The organism is Lelliottia sp. WB101 (assembly GCF_003051885.1).
In the GTDB taxonomy this organism is placed as follows: Bacteria; Pseudomonadota; Gammaproteobacteria; order Enterobacterales; family Enterobacteriaceae; genus Enterobacter; species Enterobacter nimipressuralis.
Genome location: NZ_CP028520.1, coordinates 2,540,078 through 2,566,107 on the forward strand (window position 1 = coordinate 2,540,078; position 26,030 = coordinate 2,566,107).

General features: G+C 54.5%; 23 protein-coding genes. 8 read left to right on the top strand and 15 right to left on the bottom strand.

Going from position 1 to position 26,030, the window contains the following annotated elements:
• The first annotated feature begins 13 nt into the window (after positions 1–13).
• Positions 14–1,210: a Bcr/CflA family multidrug efflux MFS transporter gene (locus tag DAI21_RS12200; RefSeq protein WP_100779499.1), complete on the top strand. Its 1,197-nt coding sequence runs from the start codon at positions 14–16 to the stop codon at positions 1,208–1,210.
• A 335-nt stretch (positions 1,211–1,545) separates the two neighbouring features.
• Positions 1,546–1,890, top strand: a complete 345-nt coding sequence (locus tag DAI21_RS12205; RefSeq protein ID WP_100779500.1) for a YejG family protein — start codon at positions 1,546–1,548, stop codon at positions 1,888–1,890.
• Positions 1,891–1,893: 3 nt separating this feature from the next.
• Here DAI21_RS12205 and yejF read toward each other — a convergent pair whose 3' ends face one another.
• The 9 genes from yejF to DAI21_RS12250 all read right to left on the bottom strand — a co-directional run bounded on the left by yejF (position 1,894) and on the right by DAI21_RS12250 (position 13,574).
• Positions 1,894–3,483: a microcin C ABC transporter ATP-binding protein YejF gene (yejF, locus tag DAI21_RS12210; RefSeq protein WP_107703211.1), complete on the bottom strand. Its 1,590-nt coding sequence runs from the start codon at positions 3,481–3,483 to the stop codon at positions 1,894–1,896.
• 1 nt (position 3,484) lies between these two features.
• Complete coding sequence (locus DAI21_RS12215) at positions 3,485–4,510, bottom strand: ABC transporter permease (RefSeq protein ID WP_107703212.1); 1,026 nt, start codon at positions 4,508–4,510, stop codon at positions 3,485–3,487.
• On the bottom strand, positions 4,510–5,604 hold the full coding sequence (locus DAI21_RS12220; protein WP_107703213.1) for a microcin C ABC transporter permease YejB: 1,095 nt from the start codon (positions 5,602–5,604) through the stop codon (positions 4,510–4,512). The genes DAI21_RS12215 and DAI21_RS12220 overlap by 1 nt, the downstream gene beginning before the upstream one ends.
• 9 nt (positions 5,605–5,613) lie before the next feature.
• Positions 5,614–7,419 carry an extracellular solute-binding protein gene (locus DAI21_RS12225; RefSeq protein ID WP_107703214.1) on the bottom strand — a complete coding sequence of 602 codons (1,806 nt, stop codon included), beginning with the start codon at positions 7,417–7,419 and terminating at the stop codon, positions 5,614–5,616.
• An 89-nt stretch (positions 7,420–7,508) separates the two neighbouring features.
• Entirely contained in the window at positions 7,509–9,065 is a 1,557-nt protein-coding gene (locus tag DAI21_RS12230; protein WP_100780845.1) for a cyclic di-GMP phosphodiesterase, read from the bottom strand.
• 201 nt (positions 9,066–9,266) lie between these two features.
• Entirely contained in the window at positions 9,267–9,836 is a 570-nt protein-coding gene (mepS, locus tag DAI21_RS12235) for a bifunctional murein DD-endopeptidase/murein LD-carboxypeptidase (protein ID WP_100779505.1), read from the bottom strand.
• A 416-nt stretch (positions 9,837–10,252) separates the two neighbouring features.
• Positions 10,253–10,966, bottom strand: a complete 714-nt coding sequence (locus DAI21_RS12240; RefSeq protein ID WP_107704245.1) for a phosphatase PAP2 family protein — start codon at positions 10,964–10,966, stop codon at positions 10,253–10,255.
• 33 nt (positions 10,967–10,999) lie between these two features.
• A complete protein-coding gene (locus DAI21_RS12245) occupies positions 11,000–11,986 on the bottom strand; it encodes a GTP-binding protein (protein WP_107703215.1) in 987 nt (328 codons plus the stop codon).
• A gap of 121 nt (positions 11,987–12,107) precedes the next feature.
• On the bottom strand, positions 12,108–13,574 hold the full coding sequence (locus DAI21_RS12250) for a mannitol dehydrogenase family protein (protein WP_107703216.1): 1,467 nt from the start codon (positions 13,572–13,574) through the stop codon (positions 12,108–12,110).
• A gap of 204 nt (positions 13,575–13,778) precedes the next feature.
• On the opposite strand from DAI21_RS12250, the gene uxuA reads away from it, so the two are divergent.
• On the top strand, positions 13,779–14,969 hold the full coding sequence (uxuA, locus tag DAI21_RS12255) for a mannonate dehydratase (protein ID WP_107703217.1): 1,191 nt from the start codon (positions 13,779–13,781) through the stop codon (positions 14,967–14,969).
• Positions 14,970–15,094: 125 nt separating this feature from the next.
• On the opposite strand, the gene yeiP is transcribed toward uxuA, so the two are convergent.
• The gene (gene yeiP, locus DAI21_RS12260; RefSeq protein ID WP_095282688.1) at positions 15,095–15,667 is read right to left on the bottom strand and encodes an elongation factor P-like protein YeiP; all 573 of its coding nucleotides are present in this window, start codon (positions 15,665–15,667) and stop codon (positions 15,095–15,097) included.
• Positions 15,668–15,832: 165 nt separating this feature from the next.
• Here yeiP and DAI21_RS12265 point away from each other — a divergent pair, with 165 nt between their 5' ends.
• Entirely contained in the window at positions 15,833–16,087 is a 255-nt protein-coding gene (locus tag DAI21_RS12265; protein WP_100779509.1) for a YkgJ family cysteine cluster protein, read from the top strand.
• On the opposite strand, the gene setB is transcribed toward DAI21_RS12265, so the two are convergent.
• Positions 16,084–17,265: a sugar efflux transporter SetB gene (gene setB, locus DAI21_RS12270; protein WP_107703218.1), complete on the bottom strand. Its 1,182-nt coding sequence runs from the start codon at positions 17,263–17,265 to the stop codon at positions 16,084–16,086. The two genes, DAI21_RS12265 and setB, sit on opposite strands and share 4 nt — an antisense overlap.
• Before the next feature lie 352 nt (positions 17,266–17,617).
• Between setB and fruB the strand changes: the two genes are divergently transcribed.
• Genes fruB through fruA form a run of 3 tightly spaced genes read left to right on the top strand, consistent with a single transcriptional unit; the run spans position 17,618 to position 21,394 of the window.
• Entirely contained in the window at positions 17,618–18,748 is a 1,131-nt protein-coding gene (gene fruB, locus DAI21_RS12275; protein ID WP_107703219.1) for a fused PTS fructose transporter subunit IIA/HPr protein, read from the top strand.
• Entirely contained in the window at positions 18,748–19,686 is a 939-nt protein-coding gene (gene fruK / locus DAI21_RS12280) for a 1-phosphofructokinase (RefSeq protein ID WP_100779512.1), read from the top strand. The genes fruB and fruK overlap by 1 nt, the downstream gene beginning before the upstream one ends.
• Positions 19,687–19,702: 16 nt before the next feature.
• Positions 19,703–21,394: a PTS fructose transporter subunit IIBC gene (gene fruA / locus DAI21_RS12285; RefSeq protein ID WP_107703220.1), complete on the top strand. Its 1,692-nt coding sequence runs from the start codon at positions 19,703–19,705 to the stop codon at positions 21,392–21,394.
• 75 nt (positions 21,395–21,469) lie between these two features.
• Here fruA and nfo read toward each other — a convergent pair whose 3' ends face one another.
• The 4 genes from nfo to DAI21_RS12305 all read right to left on the bottom strand — a co-directional run bounded on the left by nfo (position 21,470) and on the right by DAI21_RS12305 (position 24,951).
• On the bottom strand, positions 21,470–22,327 hold the full coding sequence (nfo, locus tag DAI21_RS12290; protein WP_107703221.1) for a deoxyribonuclease IV: 858 nt from the start codon (positions 22,325–22,327) through the stop codon (positions 21,470–21,472).
• 74 nt (positions 22,328–22,401) lie between these two features.
• Positions 22,402–22,842 (bottom strand): hypothetical protein, encoded by a 441-nt coding sequence (locus DAI21_RS12295; RefSeq protein ID WP_107703222.1) that lies wholly within the window; start codon positions 22,840–22,842, stop codon positions 22,402–22,404.
• Between the two features lie 4 nt (positions 22,843–22,846).
• Complete coding sequence (locus DAI21_RS12300) at positions 22,847–23,728, bottom strand: hypothetical protein (RefSeq protein WP_107703223.1); 882 nt, start codon at positions 23,726–23,728, stop codon at positions 22,847–22,849.
• Positions 23,729–23,904: 176 nt separating this feature from the next.
• The gene (locus tag DAI21_RS12305) at positions 23,905–24,951 is read right to left on the bottom strand and encodes a YeiH family protein (protein WP_102104866.1); all 1,047 of its coding nucleotides are present in this window, start codon (positions 24,949–24,951) and stop codon (positions 23,905–23,907) included.
• A 121-nt stretch (positions 24,952–25,072) separates the two neighbouring features.
• Between DAI21_RS12305 and yieE the strand changes: the two genes are divergently transcribed.
• Entirely contained in the window at positions 25,073–25,939 is an 867-nt protein-coding gene (gene yieE / locus DAI21_RS12310; RefSeq protein ID WP_107703224.1) for a DNA-binding transcriptional regulator YeiE, read from the top strand.
• The last annotated feature ends 91 nt before the right edge of the window (positions 25,940–26,030 follow it).

The following is a 26,030-nucleotide window of genomic DNA, read 5'->3' on the forward strand; positions in this document are numbered from 1 at the left end:
TCAGGAGCAAACTGTGACCACCAGGCCACACTCGTCAATTAGCATCGTATTTATTCTTGGCCTGCTGGCCATGCTGATGCCGCTGTCGATCGATATGTACCTGCCCGCACTGCCGGTGATTTCCGCGCAGTTTGGCGTTCCGGCAGGCAGCGCGCAAATGACGCTCAGTACCTATATCCTCGGTTTCGCCGTCGGGCAGTTATTGTACGGCCCGATGGCAGACAGTATTGGCCGCAAGCCGGTGATCCTCGGGGGAACGCTGGTGTTTGCAGGGGCGGCGGTGGCCTGTGCGCTGGCGCAGACCATCGATCATCTGATTATCATGCGATTCTTCCACGGCCTGGCGGCTGCGGCGGCGAGCGTGGTGATTAACGCCCTGATGCGCGATATCTATCCGAAAGAAGAGTTCTCGCGCATGATGTCCTTCGTCATGCTGGTCACTACCATCGCGCCACTGCTGGCGCCGATGATCGGTGGCGCGGTGCTGGTGTGGTTTAGCTGGCACGCCATCTTCTGGATCCTGGCGATCGCGGCGCTGCTGGCGTCGGCGATGATCTTCTTCTTTATTGACGAAACCTTGCCGGTGGAACGTCGGCAGAAGTTTCATATTCGCACCACCATCGGCAACTTCGCCTCACTGTTTCGCCATAAACGTGTGCTGAGCTATATGCTGGCGAGCGGCTTCAGCTTTGCGGGGATGTTCTCATTCCTGAGCGCCGGGCCGTTTGTTTACATCGAGATCAACCACGTTTCGCCGCAGCATTTTGGCTACTACTTCGCCCTGAACATCGTGTTCCTGTTTGTGATGACCATCATTAACAGCCGCTTTGTTCGTCGGGCAGGGGCGCTGAATATGTTCCGCGCCGGGCTGTGGATCCAGTTTGTGATGGCTGTCTGGATGGTGCTCAGCGCCTTCTTTGGCGTCGGTTTCTGGGCGCTGGTGGTCGGCGTGGCGGCGTTTGTTGGCTGCGTGTCAATGGTGTCATCCAATGCGATGGCCGTTATCCTCGATGAGTTTCCGCATATGGCGGGGACGGCGTCATCGCTGGCGGGAACCTTCCGCTTCGGGATTGGTGCGATTGTCGGGGCGCTGCTCTCCATGGCGACCTTTAACACCGCCTGGCCGATGATTTGGTCAATCGCGTTTTGCGCGACCTGCTCCATTCTCTTCTATCTCTACGCCAGCCGGCCGCGAAAAACGGCAAGCTGATAACAAAAAAGGGGCCAATGCGGCCCCTTTTTTTGATACGCGTCAACCAAACCTGCGTTTGTTTACCCCTTGTTTGTTTCTTTTATGTAAAATCTATTTATGTAAAAAGTCACATCGTTGTAGTTAAAAAGGTTGAGTTAGATCGCAGAAACGGGTACATATACCGCCAAAGCGAGCCTGTAACTCACTAAATAATGCCCTGAAAAATGAGACGCTAAAGCCCGTAACATACGGCTGTGAACGGTTTTTCAGGAAAATAACGGCAGGTTAGCAACGATGTGTTACTATAAATGTAAATAAATTGTGAAGGCTTTTTTGGCTTCCGGGGAAAGAACGTGAATACATTACAACTCTCCATAGTCCATCGCTTGCCCCAGAGCTATCGCTGGTCGGCGGGTTTTGCAGGTTCGAAAGTTGAACCGATTCCGCAAAGTGGAAAAGAGGGCGATAACTGTCTGGTGGCGCTGAAATTGCTCAGCCCGGACGATGAAAACGCATGGCCGGTGATGGAGCGTTTGAGCCAGGCACTGACCGATATCGAAGTCGTCAGCTCCGTGCTGGAGTGTGAAGGCGAACCCTGCCTGTTTGTGAACAGCCAGGATGAATTTGCGGCGACCTGCCGCCTGAAAAACTTTGGCGTCGCGATCGCCGAGCCGTTCTCCGGCCAGCATCCTTTCTGAGCGTCAGCGCAGCGCTAACAGCTGACGCGTGTAGTCATGCGTCGGCGCGGCAAACACGCGCTGACAATCCCCTTGCTCGACCACCTCTCCCTGTCGCAGCACTATCACCTGATGGCATAACGCCCGCACCACCTGCAGATCGTGGCTGATAAAGATATAGGCCAGGCGATGCTTTTCCTGGAGTCCCTTCAATAGCGCCAGAATCTGCGCCTGCACGGTGCGGTCCAGGGACGATGTCGGCTCATCCAGAATAATCAGCTCCGGTTTCAGGATCAGGGCTCTTGAGATGGCGATGCGCTGGCGTTGACCACCGGAAAAAGCCGCCGGGTAGCGATAGCGCGTTTCCGGATCCAGCCCCACCTCCTGCATCACCCGAATCACTTCCTCTTCTCGCTGGCGGGCGCTCAGCGCAGGCTGATGAACGCGCAACCCCTCCTCGATGATTTGCAGTACGTTCAGCCGCGGATTGAGAGACGAGTTCGGGTCCTGAAACACCACCTGCATCCGTGGGCGAACGGGCAACATCTGGCGACGGTTCCAGCTGTGAAGCGGTTTGCCGTCGAACAGAATCGTCCCCTGAGAATTAATCAGGCGTAACAGCGCCAGACCGGTAGTGCTTTTCCCCGAACCCGATTCCCCCACCAGCCCCAGCGTTTCGCCTGGGCGCAGAGAAAAGCTGACGTTCTTCAGCACCGTATTCTCCGCCACCACGCGGCGGAAAATACCTTTACGCACCGGGAACGCGACGGCCAGGTTTTCGACGTTCAGCAGCGGTTTGCTGCCCGCGGTCAGCGGGACGGGATCGCCCGACGGCTCGCTGTCGAGCAAACGCTGTGTGTAAGGGTGCTGCGGCGCGTGGAACAGGGCGGTCGCCGTGTTCTGCTCCACACAGCGACCGTTTTGCATCACCGCCACGTTATCCGCGAGTTTCTTCACGATGCTGAGGTTATGAGTGATAAACAGCAGGCTCATATTCAGCTCTTCGCGCAGTTCGCGCAAAAGCTGCAGGATTTGCGCCTGCACGGTGACATCCAGCGCGGTCGTCGGCTCATCGGCAATCAGCAGCTCCGGGCGTGTCAGCAGCGCCATCGCAATCATCACGCGCTGGCGCTCACCGCCCGACAGCTGATGGGGGAAATCGGTCAGGCGTCTGGCGGCGTTGCGGATACCGGTACGCTCAAGGCAGTCCAGAATTTCGCCGCGTGCGGCCTCTTTGCGCATTCCCCGGTGCAGGGATAGCACCTCGTAGAGCTGTTTTTCCAGAGTATGCAGCGGATTGAGGGAGACCATCGGCTCCTGGAAAATCATCGCGATTTTGTTCCCGCGCACGCCGCGCAGGGTGTGTTCATCGGCGTGAAGCAGTGATTGGTTGTGAAACAGAATATCGCCTTGCGGATAGACCACCGGCGGGGAGGGGAGCAGGCGCAGAACAGACAGCGCCGAGACGCTTTTGCCAGAGCCGGATTCGCCCACCAGCGCCAGCGTCTCTCCCGCCTGGATTTGCAGGGATAAATCGCTCACCACTTCGCGCGTTTCACCTTGCTGAGTGAATGCGATGGAGAGATTTTCGATGCTAAGCAGAGGCTGCGTCATCTTATACCGCCTTATTAGGATCAAAGGCATCGCGGACCGCTTCGCCAATAAAAATCAGTAACGAGAGCAGTATGGCCACCGACAGAAACGCCGTAATGCCCAGCCAGGGCGCCTGAAGATTGTTTTTCCCCTGCAGCAACAGCTCGCCCAGAGACGGTGAGCCAAGCGGCAAGCCGAAACCGAGAAAATCAAGAGAGGTGAGGGTGGTTATCGAACTGCACAGAATAAAGGGCAGGAAGGTCAGGGTCGCGACCACCGCGTTGGGCAGCATGTGGCGGAAAATGATGCTGCGATCGCTCACCCCCAGCGCCTGCGCCGCACGAATGTAATCAAAGTTACGGGTGCGCAAAAACTCGGCGCGCACCACGCCTACCAGCGCCATCCAGCCAAACAGCACAGTGATACCGAGCAGCCACCAGAAGTTGGGCTGTAACACGCTCGAGAGCAAGATAATTAAAAACAGCGTCGGCATGCCCGACCAGACCTCGATAAAACGCTGGCCCCACAGATCGATTTTACCGCCGTAATAACCCTGTACCGCTCCCGCGACAACTCCCATTACGCTGGAAAACAGCGTTAGCATCAGGCCAAAGAGAATAGATATCCGCGTGCCGTAGAGAATGCGTGCCAGCACGTCTCCGCCGTTGGCATCCGTCCCCAGCCAGTTTTGCGCGGAGGGCGCAGAAGGGAAGGGAGTAGAGGTGGAGAAGTTGATACTGTTCGCGCCAAAGCGAATGGGCGCCCACAGCACCCAGCCGTGGTTGTCGAGCTGATCGCGCAGCCACGGGTCCTGATAGTCAGCCGGTGTGGCAAAGGGCCCGCCAAAATCACTTTCGCTGTAGTTGGTGAGTACCGGCGTGTACCAGCGATCGTTGAAATGCACCAGCAGCGGTTTGTCGTTGGCAATCAGCTCTGAACAGAGGCTCAGGATAAACAGGATGGCGAAGATCCACAGCGACCAGTAGCCGCGACGATTGTGGCGAAAACGTGCCCAGCGGGCCTGGTTGACGGGGCTTAAATGCGGCATCAGCGGCCCTCAAAATCAATACGAGGATCGACCAGCGTATAGCTGATATCGCTGACAATATTCAGCAGCAGGCCAATCAGGGTGAAAATGTAGAGTGTGCCAAACATCACGGGATAGTCGCGCGACACGGTGGCTTCGTAGCCGAGCAGGCCGAGGCCATTGAGGGAGAACATCACCTCAATCAGCAGCGAGCCGGTGAAAAACATGCTGATAAAAGTGGCCGGGAAGCCGGCGATGACCAGCAGCATGGCGTTGCGGAACACATGTTTCCACATGATCTGTTTTTCGCTCACCCCTTTAGCCCGCGCGGTGACCACGTACTGTTTGCGGATCTCATCCAGAAAGGCGTTTTTGGTCAGCATCGTCAGGGCGGCAAACCCGCCAATCACCGTCGCCAGCACCGGCAGGGTGATATGCCAGAGATAATCGGTGATTTTCTGATACCAGGGCAGCGAGCTGAAATCAGCTGACACCAGTCCACGCAGAGGGAAGAGGTCGAAATAGCTGCCGCCAGCGAAAAAGACAATCAACAGCACGGCGAACAGAAACGCCGGGATCGCGTACCCGATAATGATGAAGGTGCTGCTCCAGATGTCGAAACGGCTGCCGTTGTGCACCGCTTTGCGGATCCCAAGCGGAATCGACACCAGGTAGATAATCAGCGTCCCCCACAATCCGAGGGTGATCGACACCGGCAGGCTGTCTTTGATGAGCTGAATTACCGAGGCGCTGCGGAACAGGCTGTCGCCGAAATCGAAGCGGATATAGTCCCAGAGCATTTTGAAATATCGCTCGTGAATGGGTTTGTCGAAACCGTAGCGGTGGGTGATCTCAGCGATCACCTCAGGATCTAATCCGCGTCCCCCGCGATAATGGCTTTCACTGATATTTCCGGTGCCGGTTTGTGCGTGGCTGGCGCGCAGGCCTTCGCCGCCGCCGCCCGGTAGGCCGCTGTTGTTGCCAAACTCAATGGCAGCAATAGCCTGATCGACCGGGCCGCCCGGCGCAATCTGCACAATGAAAAAGTTAATGGTGATAATCGCCCACAGGGTGGGGATTATCAGCAGTAAACGGCGAATCAGGTAAGCACCCATCTGTATTCCTTAACGCCGTTCAGCGGGCAGTTTTGCGGCTTTATTGACGTCATACCACCAGTTATCTAGCCCCAGGGAATAGATCGGGCGAATGGATGGCTGAGAGAATTTGTCCCAGTAGGCCAGTCGATCTTCCCCCATAAACCACATCGGCAGCATGTAGTAGTTCCAGGTCAGGACGCGATCGAGCGCGCGGCCCAGAGGGACCAGCTTCGTCTTATCGCCCTGCGCGGCAATGATTTGGTTTATCAGGTTGTCGATGACCGGGCTTTTAACGCCCGGCGCGTTGTAGGTCGAGTTGATGTATTCCGACGCCCACGAGATGCGCAGATTGGTGTTTGGCCACGGCTGTGCCTGCCAGACGCGCGGCATCATGTCGTAATCGCGGTTGCGCATTCGGTTAGTGATTTGCGCGTTATCGACCTGACGAATCTCCACGGTGACGCCCAAACGCTCCAGATTGTGCTGGAACGGCAATACCCACTGATTATTACCGGCGGAGGAGAGCAGCAGCTCAAAGCTGAGGGGTTTACCGGTCTGCGTATTCACCCGTTTCTGGTTTTTAAGCACCCAGCCCGCGTCGTCAAGCAGTTTGCTGGCTTTAAGCAAGTTGTCACGGTCGTAGCCATCCCCTTTTGAGGTTGGTGGCTCAAAGATACTGGTGAAAACTTCCGGCGGCACTTCAGCTTTTAGGGGCGCAAGCAGGGTCAGCTCGGCGGCATCGGGATACTGGCGGGCTGCGTATTCCGTATTCTGGAAATAGCTGTTGGTGCGGCTGTAAGCCCCGTAAAACAGCGCCTTGTTCATCCATTCAAAGTCAAACGCCAGCGTGATGGCCTGACGCACGCGCCGGTCGGCAAAGACCGGACGCTGAATATTAAATGCCAGCCAGCGTGTATCCTGCGCGGATTCATTTTTTTGCTCGTCTTTAACGATGAAATGGTTAGAAAAATTCTTGCCTATATAGCGCGTCGCCCAGTTTTTCGGGCTGACTTCTGCGCGCAGATCAAACGCCCCGGCCTTGAAGGCTTCGAAGGCGACATTGTCGTCCAGATAGTAGTCGTAGCGAATCGTATCGAAATTCCAGCGTCCCCGATTGACCGGCAAATTAGCCGCCCAGTAGTCTTTGACGCGGGAATAGACCAGATATTGCCCCATTTTCCAGTGGGTGATGCGGTAAGGGCCACCCGCCAGCGGAGGCGTGGCGATCGGGTCGCTCAGCTTATGATTTTTCCAGAACGATTCAGGCATTACCGGGAGTGAGAAAAGACTCAGCATGCTCTCTTTACCCGGCTCTGCCAGCTCGATGCGCACGGTCAGCGGGGCGATGGCTTTGACGGTCGCGCCCTTGAATACCAGGCGGAACTGCGGCACCCCTTCGGTCATAAACTTGTGGAAGGTAAAGGCCACATCGCTGGCTTTTACCGGGGAACCGTCGTGAAAACGGGCGCGTGGGTTGAGGGTGACTTCCGCCCAGGAAAAATCATCCGCGTAGCGCGCGGAATCAGCGATCAGCGGGTAGTAACTGCCTGGCTCATCATCCGAGGTGACAAACAGCGTGTCATACAGGGCATCGGTGCGTTCGGCGGCGACACCGCGCAGGGCGAAACGGTTAAAGTTATCAAACGTCCCGAGGGCGGAGAGGGTGATGGCTCCGCCTTTGGGAGCCGCAGGATTGACGTAATCGAAGTGGGTAAAGTTCGCTTCATACTTCGGCTCGCCGAGCACGGCGAACGCGTAGCTCTCTTTAATACTCTGCGCCTGGCAGGTCACGCTGAATAACGCCATTAACAGCAAAACAAAGCGCATAGTCATTGGCAGCGTATCCCTCTTTTATTCTGGCTCACCCATAGTGAGGCGTCTGGTGTAGCTGAATCATAAGTGACGAAACGGTCATTGTGAAATTATTCACTGTCCTTGACGAAATCGGGCTGCCATTTCAGGAATTGTGCCAGCGGCATTGGGCGGCTGATCCAGTAGCCCTGAAGGTAGTTTACCCCATGCTGGCGCAGCCAGGCGGCCTGCTCCGGTGTTTCGACACCTTCAGCAACGGTGACCATGTTCAGCCGTCGGGCGAGCGTCAGCACGGCATCCAGCACCGGAGATGTGACCGTTTCCGTACCAATGGCGTTCACAAAACCGCGATCGATTTTCAAATAATCCATCGTGAACCGCTCCAGATAAATCAGCGCACTGTGGCCGGTGCCAAAATCATCTATCGCGATTTCAAAGCCTTCATGATGCAACCATTCGAATAACGGGGCCGCTTCGAGCTGATTAATCATGTCGCGTTCGGTAATTTCCAGAACCACCTGGAAGTGGTCTGGCGGCAGCGACGCCGCGAAGTTGCGCATGTCATCTTTAAAACTGTCCGAATGCAGATGGCCCGGCGCGATGTTAATGCCCAGCTTGGCGCCCGGCGGCAGCACGGTTTGCAGCAGCGCCGCGTCGCGGATGATCAGATCGAAAAGATGCAGCGTCAGCGGGACAATCAGCCTTTGCGCTTCTGCGAAGTTGATAAAGGCATCCGGCGGTATTTCACCCATCGTCGGGTGTTTCCAGCGCATCAGCACTTCGCAGCCCTGCATCTTCAGCTCTTTTGTATCAACAACCGGCTGATACACCACATAGAACTGACCGTGTTTGATGGCCGAAAGGATCTCTTTTCCGGGATGCAAACGGATGGTGAGAATATAAAAAGAGAGGGTTCCCGCCGCAATACCGCATATCAGGCCGAAGAGCAGGGCGAACAGAATTTCATAGGGCGTCCACTTCTGCGCATACACCTTGATGGTGAGCGGAACCGTTTTCAGCATGGCGGTGCGGATAGCGGTTTCATGCATATCCTGGACGTTCAGCAGATGGTTCGAGAAGGTGGATAACGCTTTATTGCCAATCATCACCGCAATACCGGCAAACTCATCCTGACGTGAGGTATAGAGCAAATAGGGCGTTAAATTGATGTTGATTGACGTAAATACCCCGTCGCCTTTGACCAGCGGGTTCTGATACCAGATGGCGATAGCGGGCTTGTCTGGCAGCATTGGCGTACCGGGCAGCAGCACCATATCAACGGATTTGGTGGTATCCAGATCGGGTATCAGCTCCTTCATCGTGACACGCATTGGCCCGGTGGCGGAAGAACAAAATGCGGTGTTATCGCGGACCAGTAAAAATGCGCGCACGTTAACGCTAAAGGCGGCGCGGGACGTTAGCTCCGCACTCACATCCTGGCAACTGCTCAGCGTGAAGGGTTGGAGGGTATCAATCGAGGTTTTCAGCTCAGAGAAATAGCTCTCCATGTAGACCCGAAGGTCAACGATCAGGGTATCGAATTTTGCTTCCCGCTTATGATAGCTCAGAAAAAACTGCAACATTCCGCAGAGTAGGGCAACGATAATGCCCGCGAGGATGCTGCCTGTCAGAACTTTGCGGCTGGTGGAAAAGAAACGAGTGAGCATAAACGTCATTGTTCCTGGATCGTCGTGATTCCGGCAGGACGACTAATCTTACGTATTTACAAGACTATAGCCTGGTTTTTTGCAACCAGTCATCTGTGAAGGCAGAGCGCACGGGGTTAAACGGGCAAAAAAAAACACTGCCGAAGCAGTGCTTATTTTTTATTGTGTTGTCAGCCAAGGGATAACCAACAACACAACAGATTAACTGCGACTCAGTACACGGCGCGCTTCGTTGTAGCGCTTCTTCCAGTAGGGTTCATTCATGCTGGAAATCGTGACACCGCTGCTGGTGGAGGCATGAACAAACTGGTCGTTGCCGATATAGATACCCACGTGTCGGCCTGTAGAACCTGCACGGAACAGAACCAAATCACCGGTACGCAATTTTGTACGCGAGATGGATTTACCCATTTCCTGCTGTTCGTAAGTCGAACGAGGCAGATCTAAGCCAAACTGCTCGCGGAATGTACGCTGTACAAAACCGGAACAATCGATACCTTTTTTGGTGCTGCCGCCAAGGCGATAGCGCACACCTTTCCAGTCAGCATACTGGTCCATAATGCGGGACTTCACGTCCAGATTACGTACCATGTTCTCAAATTCATCCTGAGAGGCTTGCAGTGACGAGGCATCTTCCATGCCCACAACACGCGTCTCAGGATGCATATTCTTCGCGGTGTTTGTCGAACTACATGCAGACAGCAGTACCGCAACTGCTATTGCCGGGATTCCCCGCAAGATATATCTCAAAATCGGTTGAGATTTGACCATTTTGATTATTTTCCCTTGAAGTCCTTAACGATAAATATCGTTATAAAAATGCCAAACGTGACGAGACTAAATACCTGCGCACAATGAGACAATTCTTTATGGTCAAATCTGTGCTCTAACGCACAAACTTATTCACCCTGAGAATAATTATCTCTGTGAGGCAAAACGAGTTCGAGATTACCCGATCGCCTTAGTCAATGCGAGCAAAAATATCCGATTTTTTATAAGAAATTGTGATAGAGAAAGTGATTAACCGGGATTGCTTAAAATAGCGGCAGTTTAGGTTAAAACTCACGCAACGCATTCATTTAGCTGATGAATGATATTACGAGAAGATGACAAAATAGGGCGGCGGTGGCGGGAAAAACATCAGGGATCGAAAATGATCCCTGATGGATGATGTTAATTTAGGTTGGTTATTTGTTTTCTGTTTGTTGCATTTTGCCCGGAAGATAGCGATCAAATAGCGCAATCAGACGGTCGCTGAGTGGTGTCATTAAGACCCACGGTACACCAATCAGCACAGCAGAAAGTGAACCGACGACAATATCCGTTAGCCAGTGAGCGCCGATCATTACGCGCGGGAAGGCAAAAACCACAACAATAATCAGGGCAACCGCAAAGGCTTTTTTGCCAAAATAGCGCAGCATGAAAGAGGCAAAAATAAGCAGCATCATTCCGTGATCGCCAGGGAAACTGTCTTTCGATGCGTCTTTGGTCGAGATATTCAGTAATTCACTCACCCGATGAATATTTGGGAAGAAGAGTGAAGGGCTGGAGCGTTTGACCGGCATCAGCCCTTGCGCCAGTTGGTTTATCACCACGGCGGTGAGCAGCATCACCAGGCCAATCAGGATGATGCGGCGGCGTCCTGTCGCATCTTCTTTCAGCCAGAATGAGAGCATTAAGCAGCCCATCGCCAGCAGAGAACAGCCATCGAAGGCGCGATTGTTGGTGATTGCCACCAGCCACAGGATCACCTTGCTCTTCACCAGCTGTTCATTGAAGAAGTGGAAAATACCGGCATCCACCGGGAACCAGAAACCATGGTTCACTGGTAAATACCAGGATAAGAAGAGCGCCAGACCGGCGGCGTTAAGCAGTAATATCAGGGGGATTTTTTTAATCATCGTCATATGCATAGCAGTTAAGTCCCGGCAACGTTAGTGGCTCGAACTTAAACGAAGCTTCAACAAGCTGGCCTGAAGTGCGTTCCAGTCCGTATTAACCGCACTAATTAACTCTATTCGGCTGTCGGGCGGGGCGACATTTTGCGTTTCAATGAAAAAATCGGCGCCCTGACGGTTAATGCGCACCAGCCCGTCCGGTGTGCGCATCACGCCTTTCACGCGATCCACCGGCGCGAGGCGTGCCCATTCCAGAATGCCAATGGTGTCAAAGCAGGTATCGGCATCAAAAATCCAGCCACAGGCCTGATAACCCTGCCCGCTGTTGAGGCTGCGACGCCAGCGCTGATGTTCTGGCAGGCTCAGGGCTGCCAGCCCTTTTTGCGCCACATGCGCGTGTGAGTGCGCGGCACTGGCAGGCAATTCTGTCAAATTCCGACGCGGCAGGTCGAGCAGGGTATTATCAATTTTCCCCTGGGTGGCCAGCACGAACTGGCGATCGTGACCAAAATTCTGCCACCAGAAGTCAAAGGCGTCACGGCTCTCCTGGGATGCGCGATCCTCTTTATTCGCCACAATGATATCGGCGGCAGCCAGCTGGTCGCGGAAGTTTTCATTGCGTACTACTTTCTCGTCCAGTAGCTGGCGTGGGTCGAGGATACACAGCGTCGCACGCAGATCGATCCAGGGCTCATACACCGGAGCGGTAAGCAGATCGAGAATTTGTTTGGGATGGCCTAAACCGGTCGGCTCAATGATTAAGCGGTCCGGTTTGCCCTGACGCAGCAGGGTGTTGAGACCGACCTGCATCGGCAAGCCGTTGACGCAGCACATGCATCCGCCGGGGATCTCTTTGACCAGCGCGCCCGAGTCAGCCAGCAGTGCGCCGTCAATCCCAATCTCGCCGAATTCGTTAACCAGTATGGCCCATTTCTCCGCCGGATCCTTATTAGCCAGCAGATGAAGGATTGAGGTGGTTTTACCGCTGCCGAGAAAGCCGGTTACCAGGTTAGTTTTGGTCACGTGAACTCCAGGAGATAATCATCATGCACGAACAATGATTATTATCCTGGCGAAAAAAAAGAGTATTGGGAAGGGCAGGAGCGAACGGAGTGTCCCCCGTCCGCTTTAAGCGCATGATCGGTTAAATCATCACGGCGTCAATCACAGCCTGGCGCGCCCCGTGCTGAGCAATACGTTGATACGCCTCACGAATGGCCTCGACGAACTGCGGATGCTGGGGCAGATCGGTGCCAAAAATTTCACCCAGCGTCAGCAGGGCGCTGACGCGCTCCTCTTCGCTACTGGTTTCTACGAGTGCACGAATTTTATCGCTGAGAGGATCGCGAATATCAATGGCGTTGCCGTTATCATCCACACCGCTGACGTAGCGCATCCAGCCCGCGATCCCCAGCGCCAGCAGCGGCCAGGCGCTCTCACGTGCTAAATGAACGCGTACGCCCTCAAGCATACGCTGCGGCAATTTCTGGCTGCCATCCATCGCGATCTGCCAGGTGCGATGCTGTAGTGCAGGGTTGGCAAAGCGGTCGATCAGGCTGTCGGCATATCCCGTCAGGTCAACGTCAGTAATCCGCAGAGTGGGAGCCTGCTCATCCAGCATCAGGCGGCGCGCGGCTTCTTGGAACGCGTCGTCCTCCATGCACTCATTAATGTGGGCGTAACCGGCAAGATAGCCGAGATACGCCAGGAAGGAGTGGCTGCCGTTAAGCATACGCAGCTTCATCTGTTCCCAGGGTAAAACGTCCTGCACCATCTGCACGCCCGCCAGTTCCCACTCCGGACGACCGGCAACGAAGTTATCTTCCACCACCCACTGGATAAACGGCTCGCAGCTGATGGCGCAAGGGTCTTCCACGCCGAGTTCCTGGGTAATCTCGGCGAGCGATGCGTCGGTGGCGGCAGGAACAATGCGGTCAACCATGGTACCGGGGAAGCTGACGTGCTCAGCAATCCAGGCGGCAAGCTCAGGCGAGCGTTTCTCCGCCATCCCCAGCACCGCGTTTTTCACGACATGACCGTTGTCCGGAATATTGTCGCAGGAGAGCACGGTAAAGGGTGCCAGCCCGCGCGCGTGGCGACGGTATAAGGCTTCAACCAGAATCCCCGGCGCCGAGTGCGGCTCAGACGGATTTTCCAGATCGTGAACGATGCGCGCATTTTGCGTATCCAGTCGGCCCGTCGCCGGATCGATGCAATAGCCTTTTTCGGTGATGGTGAGCGACACAATCGCCACCTGCGGCTCGCAGAACTTTTCAATAATGGCTGCCAGCGAATCGAGTTTGGCATTGAGGCACTCATGCACTGCCCCGACGATAATCGGCTGATTACCCTCAGCCCCTTTCTCCAGCACCGTAAACAGATGATCCTGGGCGCGCAGCTGGCTCATCAGCGTATCGCCGCTGAACAGGCTAATTTCACAGATCCCCCAGTCGCCCCCTTTGGCGTTAAGCACGCGGTTTGTTAACAACGCCTGATGCGCGCGATGGAAGGCACCAAAACCGAAATGAACGATGCGGGAGCGCAGCTGCTGACGATCGAACTGCGGCAGTTGCACATGAGAAGGGAGCGCGGTGGAGGCAATTGTCTTCATGAAATACACACCTGATTAACCATTAATTAACAATGGCAGTGTAAAGTTATATGACAGCAAATTGAATTGGTAAGCCGTAAATATCCAGATTCTGTGAGTTCGATCAATCAATGCTGCCGCCTGTATTGACCGTCTGAAACAAACATGTATGGTAGTCGTCATTGCAACAATCATATTGGTATAACAACTTTAGAGGGTGAGGCAATGGAACAAACCTGGCGTTGGTACGGGCCGAATGATCCGGTTTCTCTTGATGATGTGCGTCAGGCTGGCGCAACGGGTGTTGTCACGGCACTGCACCATATTCCGAACGGTCAGGTCTGGCCGCTGGAAGAGATTAAAAAACGCCAGGCTGTGCTGGCGGAAAAAGGGCTGACCTGGTCAGTCGTTGAAAGTATCCCGGTGCACGAAGACATCAAAACCCATTCCGGCGAGTTTGACACCTGGATTGCCAACTATCAGCAAAGCATCCGCAATCTGGCGGCCTGCGGTATTGATACCGTGTGCTACAACTTTATGCCGATTCTGGACTGGACGCGTACCGACCTTGAGTACCAGATGCCAGACGGCTCTAAAGCCCTGCGTTTCGACCAGATTGCTTTTGCCGCCTTTGAACTGCACATCCTTAAGCGTCCGGGCGCCGACGCGGACTATTCCGCCGAAGAGCAGCAGCAGGCGCTGAAATGGTTTAACGAGGCGACGGAAGCGGATATCGAGAAGCTGACCCGTAATATCATTGCTGGCCTGCCGGGTGCGGAAGAGGGGTACACGCTGGATCAGTTCCGCGCACGTCTGGCGGAATACGGCGACATCGACAAAAATCAGCTGCGCGAAAACATGGCCTACTTCCTGCGCGCGATTGTGCCGGTGGCGGAAGCCTGCGGTTTACGTCTGGCGGTTCATCCGGACGATCCACCGCGCCCAATTCTCGGCCTGCCGCGCATCGTCTCGACCATTGAAGATATGCAATGGCTGAAAGAGACCGTCGACAGCATTAACAATGGTTTCACCATGTGCACCGGTTCTTACGGCGTACGCGCGGATAACGATCTGGTACGCATGATCGAAACCTTCGGCGACCGCATTCACTTCACCCACTTGCGCGCGACCTGTCGCGAAGATAACCCGAAAACCTTCCACGAAGCGGCGCATCTCGGCGGTGACGTGAATATGGTGGCGGTGGTTGATGCGATTCTGGGTGAAGAGCAACGTCGTAAGAAAGCGGGTGATTTGCGTCCGATTCCGTTCCGTCCAGACCACGGACATCAGATGCTGGACGATCTGCGTAAGAAAACCAACCCAGGTTATTCGGCGATTGGTCGCCTGAAAGGCATGGCGGAAGTGCGCGGCGTGGAGCTGGCGCTGAAGATGACGAAGTACCCTGAACTGTTGTAACTGGCATTAATGCCCGGCGGCGCTACGCTGAACGGGCCTACAAAAAAACCGGCGAATTCGTCGGTTTTTTTATGCGTTTTTTATGTGAGCCGGATAAGACGAAGCCGCCATCCGGCAAAACACCATTAGTCAGCACGACCCATATAACGTTTTTCTTCGATATGGATGCGGATCTTCTCGCCGGCAGACAGATATTCCGGAACCTGCACCACCAGACCCGTAGTCAGCGTCGCAGGTTTGTTACGTGCGCTGGCAGAGGCCCCTTTAATGCCCGGTGACGTTTCCACGATTTCGAGATCCACGGTCTGCGGCAGTTCGAGTGCCAGCAGCTGGCCATCCCAGGTCAGAACCTGCATATCCGGCATACCGCCTTCAGGAATAAACTGCAGTTCGTCTTCAATCTGGTCTTTGGTGAAGATATACGGCGTGTAGTCTTCTTTATCCATGAACACGTATTCGTTGCCGTCGATGTAAGAGAAATCAACGAAACGGCGGGTCAGGGTCACGGTATCAACGATATCGTCGCCTTTGAAACGCTCTTCGACTTTCAGACCGGTACGCACATCGGCAAAGCGCATTTTGTACAGTGTCGCTGCGCCACGGGCGCTTGGGGACTGAACATCGATATCTTTCACAATCAGCAGTTTGCTGTTGTAGTTCAGTACCATACCTTTCTTAATTTCGTTCGCTCTTGGCATTGCAATAATCCTGTCTACTGGGAGGTAAAAAATATCGCGCCAAATTACTCGCGCGCAGCCTTTCAGGCAAGCGGAATTAGTGGCTTTTGCTATCAATACACAAAAGGTGTTACTGTGCGCGCCACGCCCGACCATACGGGCATCCGCCACTGACAGAGAGGGTTTATGGATTGTCGTCCAGACTGTGGCGCGTGCTGCACCGCGCCGTCCATCTCAAGCCCGATCCCAGGCATGCCAGAGGGCAAGCCTGCCAACACCCGCTGCGTTCAGCTTTCTGACACCAATCTGTGCAATATCTTTGGTTCGCCGCTGCGCCCGAAAGTCTGCGGTGCGCTTCAGCCCTTAAAAGAGATGTGCGGCAGCACGCGCGAGCAGGCGATGATCTATTTGATTGAGCTGGAAGCGCTCACCGCGCCCTAGACATCTTTAATTCGCGTCAGACAGCCGGTGGTAATGATGCACATCACCAGCGCAATCCAGAACACCGAGTGATAACTCCAGATTTCCGCCACAACCCCTGCCAGCGAGCCCGCAATGATCCAGCCCACGCGGGTGGTATTAGTATAAAGTGTCGTTGCTGCCCCTGCCTGGCCAGGCATTAAGTCCTGGAAGTAGAGCATGCCGATCCCCGCGAGAATGCCAATATAGATGGCGTTCAGCAGCTGCAACGCCAGCAGCAACGCCGGGGTGTGCACTGTCAGCATTCCGATGTAAAACAGCAAACCAGCAACGGCCGCAATCCGCATTAAAAAACGCTTTCCGAAACGCTTCGCGTAATAACCGGCGATCAGCATTGTCGGGATTTCCAGGCCTGCCGCTGTACCCATCATGATGCCTGCCAGTTTTTCCGGCAGATGCAGCTCATCAATAATAAACAGCGGCATATTGATGATATAGAGGCTGTTGGTGCCCCACATCAGCGTGCAGACGATAAACAGAAGGAGGGCATCGCGGCGGTTGCGACGCGGCGCTTCCAGCGTGCCGGTCGACAGTTTTGGCTCCTTGCGCATGGTGGGCAGGAAAAACCAGACCATGATCCCACACACGACAAACGCCACGGCGGCGCTCAGATACATCACCGTGAAACCAAAGCCCATCGCCAGCGCGTAAGCCAGCGGCGGGCCGATCACCCACGCCAGCGACACCTGGGCTCGTAGTATCGAGCTGAACATTACCGCTTCGCGCCCCGTGTGATCCGCGTGTTCCCGTGCAAGGGCAAACATCTGCGGGTTCGCGGTGGAACCAAAGCTACTCAAGAACACGCCGACAAACAGCAGGATAAAATAGTTGCGGTTCCAGGCGAACAGCACGCAGGCAAACACGCCGAGCAGGCAGCAGAAAACAATCAGGCTTTTGCGATCGCCTTTTCGGTCGGAGCGGCCTGCCAGAAACTGGCTGACGAGAATGCCGATGATGGCACTGCCGGTAAAGAAGAAGCCAACCATCGCCGGACGGGCGTGAACTTCATTGGTCAGGAACAGGCTCAGCGTTGGCGTCTGTAACGCGCCGGCGATACCGGTGAGAAAGGCAACAATCAAAAACGCCGATGACGTCAAATCAAAGGGTTTTGGTGAGGCGGCAGCGGGGGAGTTGTGCATGGTTCGCTATCGGTAATTTGAAGAGTCGCGGAGTTTACGCCGCTTGTCAGAAAATAAACAGGTGGTGCGGTCAAATTCCCCACGAAAAATCAAAATGCCATTTCAAAATCATATTGGCTGAAGTGTGCTGAAGCTGAAGGATGTACGTGACTGTCACGTCAGCAAATGTGGGAGAAATGTGCTGCACTTCTAAATTCTGAAACAGGAAACACGACTTTTCTTGCAAGGCTGAACATTAAGCGTAAGACTTCTTGAAACGTTTCAGCGCTATCTTGTTTTAACTGACGGAGCAGGTTAGCGCATTTTTTCTCATTAAGGCTGAAACGATTCAATTCAGCGAGAGAGGAGAACTATGTTCCAGTTATCAGTGCAAGATATTCATCCGGGCGAACAGGCCGGTAATAAAGAAGAGGCCATTCGCAAGATTGCCGCTGCCCTCGTGCAGGCAGGCAACGTGGCGGACGGCTATGTAGACGGCATGCTGGCGCGCGAACAGCAAACCTCCACCTTCCTCGGCAATGGCATTGCCATTCCGCACGGCACAACGGATACCCGCGACCAGGTGCTGAAAACCGGGGTTCAGGTTTATCAGTTCCCGCAGGGGATTTTGTGGGGCGAAGGGCAGGTGGCTTACGTGGCCATCGGGATTGCTGCCAGCAGCGATGAGCATCTGGGCCTGCTGCGTCAGCTGACGCACGTGCTGAGCGATGACTCCGTGGCTGAACAGCTGCAATCTGCTACCACCGCAGAAGAGCTGCGTGCGCTGCTGATGGGTGAAAAACAGAGCGACGCGCTGAAGCTGGATAACGACACGCTGACGCTGGACGTGGTGGCCACCGATCTGGTGACTCTGCAGGCGCTGAACGCCGGTCGTCTGAAAGAGGCGGGTGCTGTTGACACCGCCTTCGTTGCCCGCGTGATTAATGATAAGCCGCTGAACCTGGGTCAGGGCGTCTGGCTGAACGACAGTGCGGAAGGTAATCTGCGCAGCGCGATTGCTGTAAGCCGTGCCGCGAGCGCATTTGAAGCCGATGGTGAACATGCCGCGCTGCTGGTGACGGTTGCGATGGCCGATGAACAGCCGGTTGTCGTGCTGAAGCGCCTGAGCGATCTGCTGCTGAACAACAAAGCTGAACATTTGCTGAAAGCGGATGCCGCCACGTTGCTGGCGCTGCTGACCAGTGATGACGCACTGACCGACGACCTGCTGAGCGCTGAGTTTGTGGTGCGTAACGAACATGGCCTGCACGCCCGTCCTGGCACTCTGCTGGTCAACACCATTAAGCAATTCGAAAGTGACATTACCGTGACCAACCTCGATGGGTCCGGCAAACCCGCCAATGGCCGCAGCCTGATGAAAGTCGTCGCGCTGGGCGTGAAAAAAGGCCACCGACTGCGCTTTACCGCTCAGGGTGCGGATGCTGAACAGGCGCTGAAAGCGATTGGCGAAGCCATCGCGGCAGGTCTGGGGGAGGGCGCATAATGAGCAGACGTGTCGCCACTATTACGCTGAACCCGGCTTACGATCTCGTCGGTTTTTGCCCTGAAATTGAGCGCGGTGAGGTCAATCTCGTGCGCACCACCGGCCTGCACGCGGCCGGTAAAGGCATCAACGTTGCGAAAGTGCTGAAAGACTTAGGTATTGACGTGACCGTGGGCGGTTTCCTTGGGAAAGACAACCAGGACGGTTTTCAGCAGCTGTTCAGCGAGCTGGGCATCGCCAACCGTTTCCAGGTCGTTCAGGGCCGTACCCGTATTAACGTCAAGCTGACGGAAAAAGACGGCGAAGTTACCGACCTGAACTTCTCTGGTTTTGAAGTCACCGGCGCGGACTGGGAGCGTTTCGTGAATGACTCTCTGAGCTGGCTGGGTCAGTTCGACATGGTCTGCGTCAGCGGCAGTCTGCCGTCAGGCGTCAGCCCGGAAGCCTTCACCGACTGGATGCTGCGTCTGCGTAGCCAGTGCCCGTGCATTATTTTCGACAGCAGCCGTGAAGCGCTGGTGGCGGGTCTGAAAGCCTCTCCGTGGCTGGTGAAACCAAATCGCCGCGAACTGGAGATCTGGGCGGGCCGTAAGCTGCCAGAATTGAAAGATGTGATTGAAGCGGCCCATGCGCTGCGTGAACAGGGTATCGCTCACGTGGTGATTTCGCTGGGTGCAGAAGGCGCGCTGTGGGTTAACGCGTCTGGCGAATGGATCGCCAAGCCACCGTCGGTGGAAGTGGTCAGCACCGTAGGTGCCGGGGATTCAATGGTGGGCGGTCTGATCTACGGCCTGCTGATGCGTGAATCCAGTGAGCATACCTTACGTCTTGCTACCGCTGTTGCCGCCCTGGCCGTGAGTCAGAGCAATGTTGGAATTACCGAACGTACCCAGTTGGCCGCGATGATGGCGCGCGTTGACTTAAAACCTTTTAACTAACAGCAGGAGAGGCATAATGAAAACGCTGCTGATCATTGATTCCGGACTTGGACAAGCTCGCGCCTATATGGCGAAGACCTTGCTGGGCGCGGCGGCACACAATGCGCATGTTGAACTCGTCGACAACCCAAATGACGCCGAACTGGCGATTGTTCTGGGTGATAAAGTCCCGGCTGACAGTGCGCTGAACGGCAAAAAAGTGTGGCTGGGCGATATCAATCGCGCGGTGGCACATCCCGAACTGTTCCTGAGCGAAGCGAAAGGCCACGCAACTGTTTACAGCGTACCTGTTGCTACCGCAGCAGTCGCGACGGCAACCGGCCCGAAACGCATCGTGGCGATTACTGCCTGCCCTACGGGCGTAGCGCACACCTTTATGGCGGCTGAAGCCATTGAAACCGAAGCGAAAAAACGCGGCTGGTGGGTGAAGGTCGAAACCCGTGGTTCCGTGGGCGCAGGCAATGCGATCACCCCGGAAGAGGTGGCGGAAGCGGATCTGGTCATGGTGGCGGCAGATATCGAAGTAGACCTGGCGAAATTTGCCGGTAAGCCGATGTATCGCACCTCTACCGGCCTGGCGCTGAAGAAAACGGCGCAGGAATTTGATAAAGCACTGGCTGAAGCGAAACCTTATCAGCCAACGGGCAAATCAGAGTCCTCCGCCAGCGAAGGCAAAAAAGAGTCTGCGGGCGCTTATCGTCACCTGCTGACCGGCGTGTCTTACATGCTGCCGATGGTGGTTGCGGGTGGTCTGTGTATCGCACTCTCCTTCGCTTTCGGTATCGAAGCCTTTAAAGAGCCAGGTACGCTGGCGGCGGCGTTGATGCAGATTGGTGGTGGCTCGGCGTTCGCGCTGATGGTGCCTGTTCTGGCGGGTTATATTGCGTTCTCCATCGCTGACCGTCCGGGCCTGACGCCGGGTCTTATCGGCGGTATGCTGGCTGTGAGCACTGGCTCGGGCTTTATCGGCGGTATCATCGCCGGTTTTCTGGCCGGTTACGTCGCGAAGGCCATCAGCTCGAAGCTGAAGCTGCCGCAAAGTATGGAAGCACTGAAACCGATCCTTATCATTCCACTGATCTCCAGCCTGGTGGTTGGCCTGGGTATGATTTACCTGATTGGTAAGCCGGTTGCGGGTATCCTGGAAGGTCTGACCCACTGGCTGCAAACCATGGGTACGGCGAACGCGGTACTGCTGGGCGCAATCCTTGGCGGCATGATGTGTACTGATATGGGTGGTCCGGTCAACAAAGCGGCTTACGCCTTTGGTGTTGGTCTGCTGAGTACTCAGACGTATGCCCCGATGGCCGCTATCATGGCTGCCGGTATGGTGCCACCGCTGGCGCTGGGTCTGGCGACCATTATTGCACGCCGTAAGTTCGATAAGGCGCAGCAAGAGGGCGGTAAAGCGGCGCTGGTACTGGGACTGTGCTTCATCACCGAAGGTGCGATTCCGTTCGCGGCGCGTGATCCGATGCGTGTTCTGCCTTGCTGTATCGCAGGCGGCGCGGTAACTGGTGCTATCTCTATGGCGATTGGCGCGAAACTGATGGCGCCGCACGGTGGTCTGTTTGTTCTGCTGATTCCTGGCGCGATTACCCCGGTACTGGGTTATCTGTTCGCGATTATCGCCGGTACGCTGGTGGCGGGTCTGTCTTACGCGGTGCTGAAACGCCCGGAAGCAGAAGTGGTTGCGAAAGTAGCGTAAACGTCTTGTCGGGTGGCGCTTCGCTTACCCGACCGACAAAGTAAAAAGCCGGGTGCTTACGCGACCCGGCTTTTTTTATGCGGCTTGTTCAGCCGTTTGCTGGGCTTTCAGCCAGGCGATCTCTTCCGCCCAGATATCCGGATTCACCGTTTCCAGCACCATTGGGATGCCGTCAAAGCGGGCGTCCTGCATGATAAAGCGGAACGCGTCGTGGCCGATATTGCCCTCACCCAGACTGTGATGGCGGTCCACGCGGCTGCCGAACGCGCTTTTGGCATCATTCAAATGCATGCCGCGCAGATACTTAAAGCCGACAATACGTTCAAACTCCGCGAAGGTTTTCTCGCACTCTTCAAGGGTGCGCAGGTCATACCCGGCGGCAAAGGCGTGGCAGGTATCAATGCAGACGCCGACGCGGGATTTATCTTCCACACCGTCGATAATCGCCGCCAGATGCTCAAACTTGAATCCCAGATTGCTGCCCTGACCTGCGGTGTTTTCGATTACCGCGGTGACGCCGGTGGTCTGCGCCAGCGCAATATTGATGGATTCGGCGATCCGTGCCAGACACGCCTCTTCCTCTATCTGCATCAGATGGCTACCCGGATGGAAGTTCAGCAGCGTCAGGCCAAGCTGTTCGCAGCGCTGAAGTTCATCCAGAAACGCCTCGCGCGATTTATCCAGCGCCTCCTGAACCGGATGGCCCAGGTTAATGAGGTAGCTGTCATGCGGAAGGATCTGGCCCGGCCCGAAGTGATACTTCTCGCAGGCGGCTTTGAAATCATCAATCACTTCAGTGGTGAGCGGCGCAGCGCGCCACTGGCGCTGATTTTTGGTGAACAGGGCGAAAGCTGTCGCCTCGATTTCGGCGGCGCGAATGGCGGCATTCGCAAGACCACCTGCTGCGCTCACGTGCGCTCCAACGTATTTCATAAGGGACTCCTGTTAACCCGAAACGCTTATGATAGCGGGTTAACAGATTTTTTACGCCCCCCAACAAGAAGATCTTAGTAGCCGCCAGACCCTCGTTGCCTGCATATCTCTTTGCTTTTGGCATAGCTACTGCCGGAGGAAATGATACTTGTCGAGTGGCACTTATAGTAGTCAGTGCCGAGAGGGTAAAAGGAGATGATGATTGAGATAATAAAGCCAATCGCAAATGAGGCAACGCCATATATTGTTACTGGGATCATGAGTTTTTGTAGAAATGGGGCAGTTTTGGGTTTGAAAGGTAAAAGTGCGCAAATGCATACGACCTCCAAAAAAATGGCTACAGGTATGCAGAGCAGAAGAGGAATATCTTTAGGGTCATAAAATATATAATCCTCACTGTTAATAAGGGCCTTGATCAAGGTTAAGCCTATTTCTAAGATAAAGTCTATTGCATATGACAAAAGTAAAATGCATATTATTGCACTGACATAACCTTTGAGTTTAACCACGTCCATACCGCTAAAAACCTCCATCCATTGAGGGCGAGAGAAATGAACTGCTGTGATGCATATTCCACTCCAATATTTTTTGCTGTTCTCTGATTCCTTCCTTAATACTTTCAATTAAGCGTCTGGACAATTGATGGGTTTCGTCCAGCTTAACAAGTTTTCTTGTAATTATAAATCCCAGTAAAACGGTAAGGAATATTCCTGCAGAGATAGGTATCACCACACTGAATACGCCCGCAATAGCTGCAGTGAACGAAATCAACATTTTAGTAATAAAAACACTGACAATTACTTTCGCCACATCCGCTGTAATGTTGCCGATAAAGGTCGCGACATCGTGCTCAGAAGAAAAAATGTACTCAACTACCCGTTGTGCTGCCGCGAAGTAGATACAGAAACGCGCGCCGCTTAAGATCCCTGCCTGAATCCCCGCTTGTCCGATACCGATCTCCAGTATTTTGGGATGGTTAACCGCGTAACGTGTACCATTGAGAATTCTTCGAACCGAAGGGTAGCCTGTGATTTTTATATAGGCGACGCCTTTGTGAAAATAGGGCACTGCTTTAATACCCAATCCTTTTAATCGAAACACCAGCTTGTCGGCATCGATGAAGCTGGTGAATTTAAAGATATTGGTTAAACCGGACACGGTATCTTTAATATTTCCGGCATAGGTTGTTCCGTAATTGTAGAATGTATCAGCAACAGCATAAGCCTCATCCATCGTCAAAAGCATAATATGCGTGGTGTTTTTATGCAGAATCTCTTCGAGTTTCAACGTATCTAGCAAATAGGGATGGTCAGGAATAAGCTGATTAACAGGGGCGTTTCCTCGTAACAAATCGCCCAGGTAATTTTCCCATGTGGGAGGCTGATTTATAAATCTGTCCATGATGATTATCCTTTATGCTCCGTATACCCAAGTCATTGCCCGGTTAGGACGGTAAAAAATGAAAACTGCCGCCTTCAAAGAAGACGGCAGTTCAACATGGTTACCCGGGCAAAACTGAGAGTGGGATACGAGATAGTCGCAATTCAGAATTTATTTATATTCATCAAATGGATGCATTAAGCTAACGCATAATGTACCGCCAGGTTGATCGCACCGCCGCCCACAATCAGCCAGACAAACAGTACCAGTGCCATCAGTAGCGGTTTGGCCCCGGCTTTTTTCAGCGCGCTGACATGGGTGGTGACGCCCAGAGCGGCCATCGCCATCGCCAGCATGACGGTATCCAGTGTAATCAGCATGTCGACCACCGCTTTTGGCAGCAGATGGAACGAGTTAAACACCGCCACCACAATAAACAGAACGGCGAACCAGGGAATGGTGATTTTGCTTTTCTCGCCTTTGCCTGCTGGCGAAAGTTGTTTTACGCGTGCCGCCAGAATAATCAGGAACGGGGCCAGCATCATCACGCGCAGCATTTTGGCAATCACCGCCGCATTTTCGGCATCCGGATTGATGGCATGACCGGCCGCCACAACCTGCGCAACTTCATGCATGGTCGAACCAATATAGATACCGTAGGCCTCCGGCGTGAACCAGTGTGCCAGCAGCGGGTACATGGCCGGATAAAGGAATATCGCCAGCGTACCGAAGATCACCACCGTCGCCACCGCAACGGTCACTTTACTCGACTCGGCTTTCACCACCGGTTCTGTTGCCAGCACGGCCGCGGCCCCACAAATACTGCTCCCCGCGCCAATCAGCCAGCTGGTTTGTTTGTCGAGGCCAAAGACCTTTTGCCCGATAAAGCAGGCCAGCATAAAGGTGCTGGTCAGCGTTAACACGTCGATGGCAATGCCGCTCACGCCGACATCGGCAATCTGCGCAAAGGTGAGGCGAAAACCATAAAGAATGATACCCAGGCGCAGCAAATGCTGTTTGGCAAACAGCACACCCCCGTCGCAGGCGGACCAGATTTTTGGGTAGACCGTATTGCCGACCACCATCCCCAGCAGGATCGCGAGCGTCAATGCGCTAAATCCTGCCCCGGCGACGGCCGGAATACTGCCACCCCATAATGCCACCCCGGTGATCAGTGCGCTCAGCGCAAGCCCCGGAACGTAATGCCACAGTGTTCGATGATGATGCACAGTGAGTTCAGTCATAGCCTTCTCCTTTCAATGGTTAAAAGGTTACGGCGCTCTGGCTTAAAAATAAAATTGATTATATATTTATAATTAATCTTTATAAGTGGTAAGCAGCGCGCTTACCGGGTGGAAGGCCACGATGCACATAACATTACGTCAACTGGAAGTTTTCGCCGAAGTGCTGAAAAGCGGGTCGACCACCCAGGCTTCGCAGCGGCTGGCCTTGTCTCAGTCGGCGGTCAGCGCCGCGCTGACGGATCTGGAAGGGCAGCTCGGGGTGCAGCTTTTCGACAGGGTAGGGAAGCGGCTGGTGGTGAACGAACACGGGCGTCTGCTTTACCCGCGCGCGCTGGCGCTACTGGAGCAGGCTATCGAGATTGAACAGTTGTTTAGGGAGGACAACGGGGCGATCCGTGTGTATGCCAGCAGCACCATTGGTAACTATATTCTCCCGGAAGTGATTGCCCGCTATCGCCGCGATTTCCCGGCATTGCCGCTGGAGATGAGCGTCGGCAACAGCCAGGATGTGATTAATGCGATTATTGATTTCCGCGTGGACATCGGGCTTATCGAAGGGCCGTGCCATAACGTGGATATCATTGCGGAACCCTGGCTGGAAGATGAGCTGGTGGTATTTGCCTCTCCCGCCTCTTCCTTATTACAGGGCGAGGTGACGCTGGAACGCCTGGCGCAGGCGCCGTGGATTTTACGCGAGCACGGTTCAGGCACGCGCGAAATCGTCGATTATCTTTTGCTCTCGCATTTGCCGCAGTTTCAGCTGGGCATGGAGCTGGGAAATTCCGAGGCGATTAAACACGCCGTGCGACACGGTCTTGGGATCAGCTGTCTCTCCCGCCGGGTCATCGCCGAGCAGCTCGAAAGCGGTTCCTTGATTGAAATTCCGGTTCCGCTGCCGAAGCTGGTGCGCACCCTGTGGTGTATTCATCACCGCCAAAAACACCTTTCGAATTCGTTGCAGCGGTTTTTGCGCTATTGCGAAATCTAGTCCAGGCTCTGCTTTACTTATAATTCCGGAGCCGTCATGAAGCTCTCTTATAACAGAGCATTTCTGCCGGAAGGTTCGCGGATCGTCTGCT

What these genes read in the sequence shown, in the direction of transcription:
- DAI21_RS12300 (WP_107703223.1), bottom strand. Translation starts at nt 23,728, where the DNA reads ATGGACAGATTTATAAATCAGCCTCCCACATGGGAAAATTACCTGGGC.
- uxuA (WP_107703217.1), top strand. Translation starts at nt 13,779, where the DNA reads ATGGAACAAACCTGGCGTTGGTACGGGCCGAATGATCCGGTTTCTCTT.
- fruK (WP_100779512.1), top strand. Translation starts at nt 18,748, where the DNA reads ATGAGCAGACGTGTCGCCACTATTACGCTGAACCCGGCTTACGATCTC.
- fruB (WP_107703219.1), top strand. Translation starts at nt 17,618, where the DNA reads ATGTTCCAGTTATCAGTGCAAGATATTCATCCGGGCGAACAGGCCGGT.
- DAI21_RS12265 (WP_100779509.1), top strand. Translation starts at nt 15,833, where the DNA reads ATGGATTGTCGTCCAGACTGTGGCGCGTGCTGCACCGCGCCGTCCATC.
- DAI21_RS12215 (WP_107703212.1), bottom strand. Translation starts at nt 4,510, where the DNA reads ATGCCGCATTTAAGCCCCGTCAACCAGGCCCGCTGGGCACGTTTTCGC.
- fruA (WP_107703220.1), top strand. Translation starts at nt 19,703, where the DNA reads ATGAAAACGCTGCTGATCATTGATTCCGGACTTGGACAAGCTCGCGCC.
- nfo (WP_107703221.1), bottom strand. Translation starts at nt 22,327, where the DNA reads ATGAAATACGTTGGAGCGCACGTGAGCGCAGCAGGTGGTCTTGCGAAT.
- yieE (WP_107703224.1), top strand. Translation starts at nt 25,073, where the DNA reads ATGCACATAACATTACGTCAACTGGAAGTTTTCGCCGAAGTGCTGAAA.
- DAI21_RS12295 (WP_107703222.1), bottom strand. Translation starts at nt 22,842, where the DNA reads ATGGACGTGGTTAAACTCAAAGGTTATGTCAGTGCAATAATATGCATT.
- DAI21_RS12230 (WP_100780845.1), bottom strand. Translation starts at nt 9,065, where the DNA reads ATGCTCACTCGTTTCTTTTCCACCAGCCGCAAAGTTCTGACAGGCAGC.
- DAI21_RS12225 (WP_107703214.1), bottom strand. Translation starts at nt 7,419, where the DNA reads ATGACTATGCGCTTTGTTTTGCTGTTAATGGCGTTATTCAGCGTGACC.
- DAI21_RS12220 (WP_107703213.1), bottom strand. Translation starts at nt 5,604, where the DNA reads ATGGGTGCTTACCTGATTCGCCGTTTACTGCTGATAATCCCCACCCTG.
- DAI21_RS12250 (WP_107703216.1), bottom strand. Translation starts at nt 13,574, where the DNA reads ATGAAGACAATTGCCTCCACCGCGCTCCCTTCTCATGTGCAACTGCCG.
- setB (WP_107703218.1), bottom strand. Translation starts at nt 17,265, where the DNA reads ATGCACAACTCCCCCGCTGCCGCCTCACCAAAACCCTTTGATTTGACG.
- yeiP (WP_095282688.1), bottom strand. Translation starts at nt 15,667, where the DNA reads ATGCCAAGAGCGAACGAAATTAAGAAAGGTATGGTACTGAACTACAAC.
- DAI21_RS12305 (WP_102104866.1), bottom strand. Translation starts at nt 24,951, where the DNA reads ATGACTGAACTCACTGTGCATCATCATCGAACACTGTGGCATTACGTT.
- DAI21_RS12240 (WP_107704245.1), bottom strand. Translation starts at nt 10,966, where the DNA reads ATGATTAAAAAAATCCCCCTGATATTACTGCTTAACGCCGCCGGTCTG.
- yejF (WP_107703211.1), bottom strand. Translation starts at nt 3,483, where the DNA reads ATGACGCAGCCTCTGCTTAGCATCGAAAATCTCTCCATCGCATTCACT.
- mepS (WP_100779505.1), bottom strand. Translation starts at nt 9,836, where the DNA reads ATGGTCAAATCTCAACCGATTTTGAGATATATCTTGCGGGGAATCCCG.